The 13,854-nt window shown below is 38.5% G+C and carries 9 protein-coding genes; 7 read left to right on the forward strand and 2 right to left on the reverse strand.

The features are described 5' to 3' along the window. Positions 1-202: 202 nt before the first annotated feature. Complete coding sequence (locus acsn021_RS00700; RefSeq protein WP_184093021.1) at positions 203-2,557, reverse strand: helix-turn-helix domain-containing protein; 2,355 nt, start codon at positions 2,555-2,557, stop codon at positions 203-205. Positions 2,558-2,799: 242 nt separating this feature from the next. Between acsn021_RS00700 and acsn021_RS00705 the strand changes: the two genes are divergently transcribed. The 7 genes from acsn021_RS00705 (at position 2,800) to acsn021_RS00735 (ending at position 12,098) form a co-directional block, all read left to right on the forward strand. Further along, on the forward strand, positions 2,800-4,398 hold the full coding sequence (locus acsn021_RS00705; protein ID WP_184093020.1) for an extracellular solute-binding protein: 1,599 nt from the start codon (positions 2,800-2,802) through the stop codon (positions 4,396-4,398). A 217-nt stretch (positions 4,399-4,615) separates the two neighbouring features. Next, on the forward strand, positions 4,616-5,575 hold the full coding sequence (locus acsn021_RS00710) for an ABC transporter permease (RefSeq protein ID WP_184093019.1): 960 nt from the start codon (positions 4,616-4,618) through the stop codon (positions 5,573-5,575). A gap of 19 nt (positions 5,576-5,594) precedes the next feature. Next, on the forward strand, positions 5,595-6,476 hold the full coding sequence (locus tag acsn021_RS00715; RefSeq protein WP_184093018.1) for a carbohydrate ABC transporter permease: 882 nt from the start codon (positions 5,595-5,597) through the stop codon (positions 6,474-6,476). A gap of 4 nt (positions 6,477-6,480) precedes the next feature. Then, positions 6,481-8,535, forward strand: coding sequence for a glycoside hydrolase family 65 protein (locus tag acsn021_RS00720; protein ID WP_184093017.1), 2,055 nt, complete (start codon positions 6,481-6,483; stop codon positions 8,533-8,535). Positions 8,536-8,553: 18 nt separating this feature from the next. Continuing rightward, positions 8,554-9,636 carry a glycoside hydrolase family 88/105 protein gene (locus acsn021_RS00725; RefSeq protein WP_184093016.1) on the forward strand — a complete coding sequence of 361 codons (1,083 nt, stop codon included), beginning with the start codon at positions 8,554-8,556 and terminating at the stop codon, positions 9,634-9,636. Between the two features lie 348 nt (positions 9,637-9,984). Then, positions 9,985-10,557: a hypothetical protein gene (locus acsn021_RS00730; RefSeq protein WP_184093015.1), complete on the forward strand. Its 573-nt coding sequence runs from the start codon at positions 9,985-9,987 to the stop codon at positions 10,555-10,557. Beyond that, entirely contained in the window at positions 10,554-12,098 is a 1,545-nt protein-coding gene (locus acsn021_RS00735; RefSeq protein WP_184093014.1) for a glycoside hydrolase family 28 protein, read from the forward strand. The genes acsn021_RS00730 and acsn021_RS00735 overlap by 4 nt, the downstream gene beginning before the upstream one ends. Positions 12,099-12,196: 98 nt before the next feature. Here acsn021_RS00735 and acsn021_RS00740 read toward each other — a convergent pair whose 3' ends face one another. Further along, positions 12,197-13,609, reverse strand: coding sequence for a family 4 glycosyl hydrolase (locus tag acsn021_RS00740; RefSeq protein WP_184093013.1), 1,413 nt, complete (start codon positions 13,607-13,609; stop codon positions 12,197-12,199). Between the last annotated feature and the right edge of the window lie 245 nt (positions 13,610-13,854).

Genomic DNA, 13,854 nt, shown 5'->3' on the forward strand with positions numbered 1-13,854 from the left:
AAAACAAATTAATAGATGTACTAATTATTTTATCCATTCGAATATTTGTATCATTTTATAATTAGGGTTTTGCAGGGCAGAGTATTATCTGCCCTGATTTTTTTTGCCTGTTTGTGACTGAATTCATTTCCGGAACTAGAGGGCTGTTCAAGTCCCATTGATAAACTACCCGACTCATAACTAGCATAAATATTCAACCAGATTACTTTCTAAAATCGGTCGGGTTCATTCCAACCAGCTTTAAGAAATTTCGTCGGAATGATCTGGAATTGGTAAATCCGGTTTTTTCAGCAATTTCGTCAATGGTAGAAGTAGTCTCCTGGAGTAATTTTTTTGCATGGGTAATGCGAATTAAGTTAATATATACTAACAGTCCTTCGGAGGTCGCATCTTTAAAAAGGCGTGACATGTATTTCGGATTCAATCCAATGGCTTCAGAGATAGAGGAGATATTCATGTTAGGGTCGCTGTAGTGTTCCTCGACATAAGCTTTAATCTTTGCTATAAAGCCATAGTCTTCTGAAAGAGTATTCTCTGCATCCGTTGTATCATCCAGTTCTGCACAAAGCAGTTTTAGTACTAAGGTAAACTCTTTGTGAGCCTGACTCATGGACGTACTGTGGGCAAGGTGCTGTAAGTGTGTTTCTAAATGCCCGGAAGGTGTCTTTTTGGTACTTCCGTCTTCCGTATAGGAGTAATAATTACCGGTATTTTTAAAGGTCAATAATAGTTCACTGGTAATAGATAATATATAATATTTCAGCATTAAGAATGGTTCATTGGTGGATTCGAGTTCCTCAAACAGACGCTGTATATGAGCGGTTGTTTTGTCTATATCTTTTTTTGTGAGAGAGATGATTAAGTCTTTCCTGTGATTTTGCAGCCTTTCAGCGAAAGAAAAATCCATAGTTTCTAGAGTCTGTGTAAATATAACCCCGTATTGCTCCACTACATAACGGTATTCAAAGGCATCTAAGATTTCATTATAATAATCGGAAGCATTCTCAAAATTCTCAAATAAGTTTCCGACTGTAATGGATAAATTAATCTGAAACTTATCACGGAAGAATTCGTAAACCTGCTGGAACTTAGAGATGCAGTCTGTTTCCCATGAGAGGATGGAGTCCTCTTTATTCTCAAAGGAAAAGATATAAACAAAGAAAATCTCATCTGTAACTTTCTCAAAGGTATACGTCCTGCCAAAGATTTCATTCATAACATTATCCACGGAAAATTCCAGCAGGTCAAAATGCATTGCCGATATTTCTTTATCATTTTGATTCAGATGAAAGGAGGCAAAGGAGAAGAGTTTATTATCCTGCTCCCATTCTAAGTATTCACTGACGTCGGAATCACTTAAGTGAAACCTGCGTCCCTTTAATCTGGAGAGTAGGAATATTTCTTTTGCATAATTTTTTTGAGACTGTATCTTTGTCTTCATGGTTCTGTTTTCTTCGTATAATGTATTGTAATACTTCTCAATCAGCTCAAATTCATTATGATTTGGCTTCTTTAAATCAGAGGGGACAATTTCCACTAATTTGCCGATAGGTCTGTAATTACGGATTTGTAAGTATATAATAGAACTTATTCCAAGTAACAAGGTCACCAATATTGTTAATATGGAGGCATTCCTAAGGTGAATGGTTTCCTTTAAAAATAAAGAGTTTGGTGTATAAATAGCATAATACCAGTCCGTAACGGATGATTGTTCATAAGAACATACATAATCTGCACCGTCTATTCGTACAAGAGTGTACCCGCTATTGGTATCTGGGGGTATAAAGCCGTCTTCTGGAATATCATAAATCTTAAGGTCTTTACCATAACTTGTTAACACTTCACCGTCCTTGCTTAACAGACGGATGGTACTGCCCTCATTGTCCTTTAGCAATTCGTTTAAAAAAGTACATGGAACAGAGGTAAAAACATTAAATTGATTTTTCGCTTGATAAATAAATGGACTTGATATTGAAAATACAATAGAATCAATTCCATAATTCGTATAACTATATTGTGAGTCGATAAAAAAACTGTTTTTAACCTGTTCTTTTAAAAGTTCTTTCCATGTATCATAGGTTATATTACGACTGGATTTGGTCGTAGTAGCAATGGTATTATATAAAAAGAAAGAGTTATTAGCCGTTTCAGGAGTTACAATAAAATCCCGGTTTGGAAAATAAATAAAGATATCAATATTTCTATTTAACTGCTTGTAATTTTTTAAGAATTGCTGGCAATCCTGCATTCTGTTTAAAAATTCATTTTCATTCCGAGCATTTAGGACTCTGTTGGAGAACGTGGTATTCATAATAATATTTTGAGAAACATCCAAGATAGATTGCAGCTGAATATCAATACTGTTTCTTAAGCCAGCCAATGTAACCCGATTGGCTTCATCAATTTTTTTTGTTAGCAGCTCCTTTGTATAAAAGAAGTTAGCAATAATACAAGCCATTGGCAGTAATAAAATAAAACAACCTGAAAGGATCCATTTTACCAGAACCTTATTACCGGTATGGAACCGTTGCTTTTTAAACCCATTTTCACTTTGCATAGTCGTCACCTTCCAAATCCTTTCCCCAGTGGAATTATAGCATTATACACTTTAAAAGGGCAAGGACAAAAAGGTAGAATAGAGGACAAAAGGGGCAAAAATGCAAGGTTGTCCCCCATTCTGCCCTTTTGTCACTGGTAAGAAGGAAGAATTTAAAGTATCCTTAGGGTGTCAATCTTGTTACGGGTTTCCTCCTGTTACGAGGTAGAGAAGGTGAAGACAACAAAATATAGGAGGTAATTATGAGAAAAAGTAATTTCTTAAAAAGAGGTGCTGCTTTATTATTAGCAGGTATCCTTGCCACTTCTTTCGTGGGATGTGGAGCAAAAAAGGAGACACCAGAAGACAAAACGAACACCACTACAGAAGAGGAAAGTGCAGTAACGCTTACCTTTGGTATGACAACAGCAAGTGCCTGGAAAGAACGTTATGAATCCTTTACAGACCTTCCTCTTGGTAAAGAGCTGCAAAAGCAAACCGGTGTTAACTTAGAAATGACCCACGTAGAAGACAAAACGGCTATGAATTTATTATTAGCAACGGGAGAATATCCTGACATCATCAGTTACAACTGGCAGCTTAACTATACCGGCGGTGAAGGAAAAGCCATTGAAGATGGCGTTATCTATGGTATGAGTGAAGAATTTGTAAAAGAAAATGCTCCGGACTATTGGAGAGTACTTAATGAAAACCCTGAATTATTAAAGCAGGTTAAAACGCCAAGCGGAGATATCTTTGGATTTGCATTTATCTTAGGAGATGAAATCTTAAAAGGTGGTTACGGTTTGATTATTCGTGATGACTGGTGTGAGGAATTAGGCATTGAGCTGCCTGAGACCGCAGATGAATACTATGAAATGTTAAAAGCTTTTAAAGAGAAAAAAGGTGTAGAAATTCCTCTTAGTGTCAGCAGTGCCAATTTAGGAACTATGTTAGACAGAGGTATTATCACTTCTCCTTTTAATTTGGTAACAAGAGAGCTTTACTTAATGGATGGAAAAGTACAAGCAGGATTTTATCAACAGGAATATAAAGATGCATTAGCATGGTTAAATAAGCTTTATACGGAAGGATTGCTAGATCCGAACTTTATTACAATAGATGAACCAACAGTAACCTCCAATATGCTGACTGGTAAGGCAGGAGCATCTGTGGGTTCTGTAGGAAGTGTTTTAGGTAACTGGTTAAGTACGAATAAGGACGTAGCAGATTATAGCCTTGCTGGTTTAAAAAACTTAGTAGCACAAAAAGGTGACAGAGCAATGTATGGTCACTACAATACAGACGTTGTAGGCGGAACTACAGTTATAACAACCGAATGTGAAGACAAGGAAGCAGCAGCAAAATTCTTGAATTATGGTTATTCAGAAGAAGGTCATATGCTTTATAACTTTGGTATTGAAGGTGTAAGCTACGAAATGATTGACGGTAAACCAATCTATACAGATTTAGTAATGAATAACCCAGACGGCTTAACTTCTCAGCAGGCACTTTCAGAATATCAGCTTGCTTATGGAAACGGACCATTTGTACAGGATAAGGATTACTTATTACAATACTATAGTACACAAGAACAAATTGATGCATTAAATAGATTAACAGATAATGATGCAAAAAATTATAAACTACCTAGAATTACAATTTCTTCTGATTTAGTAAGCGAATACAGCAGTTTAACAAGTGATATTAAAACATACCAGGATGAAATGACTATGAAGTTTATTACAGGTGTGGAATCTCTTAATAACTATGACAAATACCTTGAAACCTTAAAAAACATGGGTGTTGAAAGATTAATTGAAATTGTACAAGGAGCAGTAGACGAATACAATTCCAGATAGTAGTTACAATCCATTCTCTATGCCGAAAACCGGCAGGTTAGGCATAGAGAATTTTTAAAGTAAATTGGGGAGCATCACAAGCAAGCTAGTGGTATGCATGGGTGTAGTTTGAAAAAACATTTCAACCTTTTATTCAAACAGTAAGAAACATAATAATCAACATATTGAAAACGTGGGAAAGCAGCTGAACTTGGCTTTTTACACAGATTGGAGTTCTATGAAGAAATCAAAAAAGGCAGCCGGATGCAATGTATCATTTGGTATACGTCTTAAAAAAGATTTAAAAAAGAATTATGCAGCATATCTGATTTTTCTTCCGGTTTTGATTTACTATATAATCTTTGCCTATAAACCAATGTACGGCTTGATTATTGCTTTTAAGAATTATACCCCGGCAAAAGGAATTATGGAGAGTGCGTGGGCTGATAATTACGGGTTGGGACATTTTATTAAGTTTTTTAATTCCTATTATTTTTTAAGATTATTAAAAAATACTCTAACCATCAGCTTATCCACCTTGTTAGTTACTTTTCCGGCTCCCATTATTCTAGCTCTGTTACTGAACGAAGTGCGGGCTAAAAAGTTCAAAAAAACGGTACAGACCCTTTCTTATATGCCTCACTTTATCTCGACCGTGGTTATCTGTAGTATGATTCATCTGTTCGTAGGAGGTAATGGATTTATTACCAATGCGTTATCTGCTTTGGGACTTGCTGAGGGAGGTATCTCCTTATTATCTCATGAAAAAATGTTCGTTCCTACTTATGTAATCTCTGAACTTTGGCAAACCATCGGATGGAGTGCAATTATATATATATCAGCCTTAGCCGGCATCGATCAGGAATTATATGAAGCAGCACGTATTGACGGGGCGAACCGTTGGAAACAAACGTTACACATAACCATTCCTAGTATTATGGTAACTATTATTATGATGTTCATCTTAAAAATAGGTACTGTAATGAGCCTTGGACATGAAAAAATCATTCTTTTGTATAATCCCGGTATCTATAATACGGCAGATGTTATATCATCTTATGTCTATAGAAAAGGTCTGCTGGAATCAAACTGGAGCTTTAGTACAGCAGTGGGCTTCTTTAACTCTGTTATCAATCTAACTCTTGTTATTGTATCCAATAAGATATGTAAGAAGAAAACAGATATGGGATTATGGTAAGGCGAAGGAGGAATAGTACATGAAAGATAAGAGTATAGCTTATAAAATCTTTACAGTATGTAACACCATTGTATTAACATTAATTGCACTGGCATGCCTTTATCCGTTTTTCTATGTTGTTGTTGCATCAATTAGCGATCCGAATGAATTAATCAAACATAACGGATTATTATTTAGACCTTTAAATGATATTACATTTGCCGGTTACAAAATGGTTTTTAATAATAAGCTGGTTTTGTCCGGATATAAAAATACAATGATTATTTTAGTAGTGGGCTTAGTATTTAACTTGATTCTAACCACTATGGGAGCTTATGTTCTTTCGTTAAAGGAACTGATGCTTCGTAAACCGTTAACCATTCTGGTTATTATAACGATGTATTTCAGCGGCGGTATGGTTCCTGCTTATTTGAACATCCGAAGTCTTGGGTTAATGGACAGCCTATGGTCATTAATTATACCAGGAGCAATCTCTACCAGTAATTTGATTATCATGCGAAGTGCCTTTATGTCAGTTCCTGAATCTCTGTCAGAAGCGGCCAAGATGGATGGAGCTTCTCATGGAAAAATACTTATTAAAGTTATGCTTCCTTTAGTAAAAGCTACACTGGCTGTTATGGTACTGTACTATGGTGTTTCCCATTGGAATGCCTGGTTTAACTCATCCATTTACTTACGTACTAGTTCCAAATATCCATTACAGCTTGTATTGCGTAATATCCTGATAGAGAGCCAGACTACAGATATGATGTCGGATATAGGTGCGGCAGAGTCACCTCAGGTATTGCAGTTACTTAAGTATTCATTAATTGTAGTAAGCAGTTTGCCGATTATGGCGATTTACCCATTCCTTCAAAAATTCTTTCAGAAGGGCGTAATGATGGGGGCAGTGAAAGGTTAAGAAGATGGCGATTCAAAGATATGAACTTATAAGCAGACACAATCCGATACTAAATAAAATCGATACCCAGTCTCCGCTCACAGTAGGAAACGGTGAATTGGGCTTTACAGCAGATATAACAGGTATGCAGACACTATATGATACCTATAGGGAACTTCCCCTATGTACCATGTCTCAATGGGGATGGCATACAAAGCCGGTATCAAAAGACCGTTATGCATATACCCTTGATGATTTGGTTATGACAGAATACGATTGCCTAGGGGAAAAAGTGTATTATCCGAAAAAGAGAATGCCGGGCAATGAAGAAGTATATGATTGGCTTCGTTTTAATCCACATCGTTTAAATTTGGCTCGTATCGGTTTATTATATGAAGGAAAAGAGATTAAAGAGACGAGTATCGGAGGAATTCGTCAGGAATTGCAGTTGTATAGCGGTATATTAGATAGCCGTTTTACTCTTTCAGGCATTTCCTGTCAGGTACGAACTGTCTGTGATGCGGTGAAAGACAGCCTTGCATTTGAGGTAGGAGGAGCTGCTTTATCACAAGGGAACATAAGTATACAGCTTAAGTTTCCATATGGTTCACCCAATATTACTGCCTCAGATTGGGAGGAAAAACAGGCTCACCACATAGAAACTGTTCTAAAAGATACAAATAGATTACAAGTAAAACATGTATTAGATAAGGACGAATATTACGTTGCGGTTGCTGTAACCGGTAATGCGAAGATAGAAATAAAAGACTGGGAAGTAGTGATTACGCCCGGTAATTCGAAAGAACAAGCCTTCTCCTTTGCCGTATCCTTCGGACAAAAAGTTATAACGAATTATCCAAAACCGGCAGATATCTTTGCAGGCAGTACAAACTGGTGGAAGGAGTACTGGGAGGAAGGCGGAATTGTTCAGCTGAATAAGAGCCGTGATAAAAGAGCGGTAGAGCTTGAAAGGAGAATTATTCTATCAAAATACTTAATGGCTGTAAATTCTGCCGGTTCCAGACCACCTCAGGAAACAGGGCTTACCTGTAACAGCTGGTATGGAAAGATGCATCTGGAAATGTATCTGTGGCATTGTGCATGGCTTCCGTTATGGAACCATACCAAGCTTCTGGAACGCAGTTTAGATTGGTATCTTGACCATCTAAAAGAGGCAAGAGAGAACGCAGCAAGAAACGGCTATAAAGGAGCACGTTGGCCTAAGATGATAGCATCCGAAGGAATTGACTGCCCATCCGGTATTGCACCTCTGTTAGTCTGGCAGCAGCCTCATATTATCTATATGTTAGAGCTTGCATATCAAAATAAGGTATCCGAAGACTTCTTAAAGAAGTACTGGATACTCATTGAGGAAACAGCGGAATTCATGGTGGATTTTGTAAGCTATAATGAGACTAGTGGATATTACGATATTCCGTCACCGGTTATACCGGTACAAGAGTGTCATAAGCCGGAAGAGACAAAAAATCCTGCTTTTGAATTAGAATACTGGCATGTCACCTTAAAGATTGCAATTGACTGGGCAGAGCGGTTAGGGATACCAGTAAATGAAAGATGGAGAGAAGTAGGAGAGAATATGGCTCCCATGCCGGTAAAAGACGGACTTTATCTGGCACATGAGTTATGCCCGGATACCTTCTCACGCTTTAACATTGACCACCCATTAATGACCGGTTCATACGGACTGATAAAGGGCAGAGTGGATTCAGAGATTATGCGAACTACCCTGCATAAGATACTAGAGTGCTGGGAGTACAAGAGCTTGTGGGGGTGGGATTTTGCCATGATGGCAATGACAGCCGTTCGCTTAGGTGACCCGGAAACAGTGATTGATATTCTCTTAAAGGATACCTTAAAAAATCGCTATGTAGCCAGCGGAAACAACTGGCAGGAGTCCAGAGAGGACTTGCCTTTATATCTGCCCGGTAACGGAGCACTTTTACTGGCAGTGCCGATTATGACGGCAGGCTACAAAGGATGTACCACAGAAACACCCGGATTTCCAAAGAATGGAGAATGGGAAGTGGAATACGAAGGCATAGAGCCATTTTTTGAATAGGAAGGTTAGTAAACGAATATGAAGATGACGGCATTAGAATACGGAAAATGTGCTTGTGACACGTTAATGAAAAAATTTGAAGCACCTGTGCTTCCTCCGGTAGGAAGATTCCATTACCACCAAGGTGTGTTTTTATCCGGTATGCAAAAGATTTATGAGATTTGCAAGGATGAAAAGTACTTAACTTATTGTAAGGATTGGGTAGATTCCATTATTAATGAAGAGGGAGAAATAAACACCTTTGATCAAGGTCAATTAGATGATATCCAACCGGGTGTATTATTGTTCTTGTTATATGAAAAATACGGTGAAGAACGATATAAAAAGGCTCTTGATACGCTACTTCCTCTTATCCTTAATTTTCCAAAAAATGTTGAGGGAGGGCTTTGGCACAAGGAACAGAATAAAGAGCAGATGTGGCTGGACGGTCTTTATATGGCAGGGCCAATCAGTGCCCAGTACGGAGCCACATTCGGACACAAAGAATATTATGACTTATGTATATTCCAAGCACTTTTAATGGAGAAGAAAACAAAGGATACAAAGACGGGACTTTGGTATCATGCCTGGGACAGCATAAAGGAAAGACCATGGGCAGATCCTGAAACAGGACGCTCCTCCGAATTCTGGGGTCGTTCCATCGGATGGGTTCCTGTTGCACTGCTGGAGGAACTGGAACATATTCCAGCAGATTATAAAGACAGTAAGGAGCTGGTACGTATGACCTTAGAATTATTAGAAGCGGTTGTGAAGTATCAGGACAAGGAAAGTGGTCTGTGGTATCAGGTGGTTGACAAGGGCGGAATGGAAGGCAACTGGCTGGAATCTTCTTGTACCTGTCTCTTTGTAGCAGCCATTTGTAAGGCAGTTCGTATGGGATTGCTTGATAAGAATTACTTAACCTATGCTAAAAAAGGGTATGAAGGTGTTATTAACCGGATTCGATTTGATGAACAAGGCATTATTATTGACAATATATGCGTTGGAACTGGAGTTGGGGATTACAAACATTACTGTGACCGTCCAACCAGTGAAAATGATTTACATGGAGCCGGAGCATTTATTATTATGTGTGCGGAAGTAAGCGGGATAATTGACTAATACTGACGTAGTTACATGCCGGAACTTAGGTCTGCATGGTTAGTCTACGTGCCAATCGGACAGCACAAGCGGATTGCGATTGATAGATAATTCGTGTGATGGTGATAAGTAGGAATCAGCATTGATACGATTTATTTATAGAGAATTGGAATAGAAAAGGGAAGCAGGTTGAGAGAAGATGTTCTCTCAACCTGTAAAACGTATTTTTACCGGAATAAGGGTCTAGAGATATAAAAGTAATTGAGAAACGCTTCCATCGTAAATTAGTCGTTTTGCAATCACCGAAAGTAACCTATTACAGAGAGGAGAAGTGTGAAGAAAAACGTCTTCACGCTAGGAGAAGAAATTATGGACAAAAAAGAGTTGCAGAACATAGCCCAGGTCTTACTGGCATATGAAGAGTCAAAAGATACAAGTAAATGCAAAACCATAAAGGACCGGGAAGCCGAACTTTTAAAGTATCCTGTAACGCATGACAGTGAGGCTTTACTGGCACAGCCCTATCATATAATGATGGATACAGAATACAGAAGAAAAGCAGGTTATTTTAAAATCGTACAACTATTTAAAAAGTCCGGTTGTCTTCCGGACGGTCATACACTACTTACCTTAGCACTTACCATAGAAGAAATGTCAAGGATGATTTATGAATCCTTTTGGGAACTGAAGGACTTATTCAGAAGCCTTTTGAAAGAATATGAAAAGAATCAAAAAGAGCCGGATATTCTGGGTGCTTTAGCGATACTGAAAGCTTGCAGGCTCTCCCTTGTGCTCCCTGAGCATTATATGGCTATAGGACTTAGATACATGGGAGATGAGGAGGAAACATTCGGTTTCACGCCATCTCTTACAAAGGGCTTAAGAAAAGCCTGCAAGAAGGAATATAATACCTTATGTGAATTATGGGGAGGATTGCTATGAACCTTAAAATACTAAATTTATTAGCAAGAAGTATAACCGTAGAACTAGAGGGAGACACCCCTTATGAGAGGGAGCAGTATGAAGTCTGGATAAATGGAACCTGTGTTAAGACAGATACTAAAATGGTTTTACTTCTACGAGACTTAAAGCCTGCCACAAAGTATGAATTAGCCTTAAAACAGGATGGTCAGTCGATTGCAGAAACTACATTTGTAACAGAGGAGGAGTCTTATACCTTAAATGTAAGACAATTTCGAGCAAAAGGAGACGGAATCACGGATGATACCCAGGCCTTACAGGCTGCAATCCTATGTTGTCCTCCTAAGGGACGTGTTTTTATACCGAAAGGAACTTATAAATTCAGGAATTTATTCTTAAAAAGCAATATCGTTCTGGAACTTGGTAAGGGGGCAGTTCTTTCAGCATATTCCGAACGTGATAAATTCCCTGTCCTGCCCGGAACCATTGAAAGCTATGATGGAGAGTCAGAATACAATCTGGGAAGCTGGGAAGGGAATCCCTTAGATTCCATGGCAAGTATTCTAACCGGAATTGATTTGGAACATGTGGTGATATGCGGGGAAGGAACGATAGACGGAGGCGGTAACTTTGATGTGTGGTGGGTAGCCGGAGTGAATCAGAATCCGCCTTACCGCCCGAGAATGATGTTTTTCAACCGCTGCAAGGATATTATTATAGAAGGTATTACGATTCAGAATTCCCCTTCCTGGAACCTTCATCCATACTTTTCCGAAGACATTAAGATATATGGAATTACCTTGTTGAGTCCGGATTCTTCCCACAATACCGATGGAATCGATCCGGAATCCTGTACCAATGTAGATATTGCAGGTGTTCATTTCAGTGTAGGAGACGATTGCATTGCTATTAAATCCGGAAAGATATATATGGGAAGAAAACACAAGAAACCATGCCGTAATATAAACATTCGTCATTGTTTCATGGAAAGAGGTCATGGAGCAGTTACAATCGGCAGTGAGATTGCTGGGGGCGTAAAAGACGTTTTAGTAAGCTGTTGTAAGTTCTACCATACAGACAGAGGATTACGAATTAAGACAAGAAGGGGAAGAGGAAAAGATTCCATTATAGATGGTATTGTTTTTGACCGTATTGTCATGGACGAAGTAAAATCTCCCTTTGTTGTAAACTGCTTCTATTTCTGTGATCCCGATGGTAGGACAGAGTATGTAGGAACCCAGGAAAAACTACCGGTTGATGAAAGAACACCGAGTGTGAAATCGCTTCATTTTAAGAACATTGTCTGCAAAAATGCGCACCATACCGGAGTATGTATCTATGGCTTGCCGGAACAAAAGATAGAATCCATAGTAATGGAGAATATTGATATATCCTATTCATCTGAGGCAACGAAAGGAATTGCAGCTATGATGCTTGCCTGCGAACCCACCAGCAGATTAGGTATCTTTGCAAGGAATGTAAAGTCATTGGTATTAGAAAATGTAAACCTCCACAATGCAGTGAAAGAGTATGATATAAAAGAGGTAGCTAGAGTGAATTAGAAAAGATAATTCACACCCTGATTTATAGCAGTGCCACATCTGCAAGCAGATACGGCATGCGAACAAAGCCGCATGCCGGAGTGTTAGAACATTGAGAATTATTTTAATAATTCTTTCTGCCAGAGTTCCGGCAGATAATGTAAGGTATTTTGAATCATTTCCTTTAATAATACCTTGCCTTCTCCTTCGGTACATTTACCTTTTACAAGAGGGTCATTCATAAATGCTTCTAAAGCGAATGTAAAATCACAGCTTAAGGCAGCTTGTAAAATGGTTTCATGATTCTCTACATGAGGTTGAATCAGGGATAAGATATTAGTAGGGATTGGTCCGGCGATTACCGGTTTAATGGAATCCCTTTCAAAAAGAGCATTAATTTCTACTACTGCTGTACGGGGCAGATTCGTAATCTGTCCGTTGGTATTTGGGATATTTACATTGCTGACAAGACGTGTCAGACCGCAAAGGGCTTTGATTAATAATACACCTTCTTCTCCCGAAGGTTTTAATTCAATTTCCTCCTCCCCATTTACCAGTCGCTTGCTTTTTAAAAGACGGTTTTTTAAGTCTTTTTTTCTGTATGCCACTGTAGTAAGACCGAACTTCCAGCTGTTAATGGTATCCGGATCATTTAAATATTCTGTACCCGGCATAAATTCAGCCAGATGGCGGTCTCCGGCAGCAGCAATCAGACCAAAGCGTTTAAACAAATCAAACTTAACACGTTGAGCACTGGAGAAGGAAGAATTCATCCAATTTTTATCTCCTTTTTCCATGCCCTGTTCATGATGGGAATTGACATAATCCTTATAAATAGGGAATAAGTCAATTCCCTTATAGGAAGCACTATCAAACCACGTAAAATGATTGATTCCAAGTACATTTACAAAGACCTCATTCCGATCGATGCCTGTCAAGCCAAATCGTTCCTGAGCGATGTCCCTTAAAATTTTCTGCGTACCAAATACTTCATGACAACACCCAAAGGCTTTAATTTCCGGAAAGGCATGATATAAGGTCTTAACACACAGGGACATAGGATTGGTATAATTGATAACCCAGGCATCCGGAGAATACACTTTAATAGCTTCTGCAATTTCTACAAACATAGGAATGGTGCGAAGTGCCCGGACTAATCCGCCTGGTCCTGCGGTATCGCCCACTGATTGAAAGATATTATATTTTTCAGGTGCATGCACATCGGATTCCATCTCCTGAAAAGTTCCGGGTAAGATGGAGATAATTACAAAATCAGCTCCGGTCAATGCCTCTTTTATGGTAGGAACGGCTTTGTACTCCCAGTTGCCGATACTTTCAGGTCTTTCATTTAAACGGTTTCCGATGATTTCATTCTGCTTAGCTGCATCTAAATCAAGGTCATAAAGAGCAACGGTTCCGGATAAATCGGGTTCCAGTGCAAAGTCGGCCATTAAACGCCATGCCCAACCTCTGGAACCGCCCCCGATATAGGCAATTTTACAATTTGTTATTTTGGAATTGCTGTAAATCATAAGTTGTCCTCCTGTAATTGAACTATAGAATGTGTGGGAGTCTTGTAACGCCCCCTTTAAGAGTGTATGTTCTTACTTAAGTATACAAAAAAATAATTGGAAAATATCAAAAAAACGAACACGAATACATTAAAACTAGAAAAATCGGATACATTTTAAGATTTGTTGGAGGATGTACAAGTAAGCATGAGATAGGTCTGTTAGATAGAGTTTGAATTGGATCCTCTCTTTCATTTTGGGAAGTT

The sequence above is a fragment of the Anaerocolumna cellulosilytica genome, from assembly GCF_014218335.1.
Classification (GTDB): Bacteria; Bacillota; Clostridia; order Lachnospirales; family Lachnospiraceae; genus Anaerocolumna; species Anaerocolumna cellulosilytica.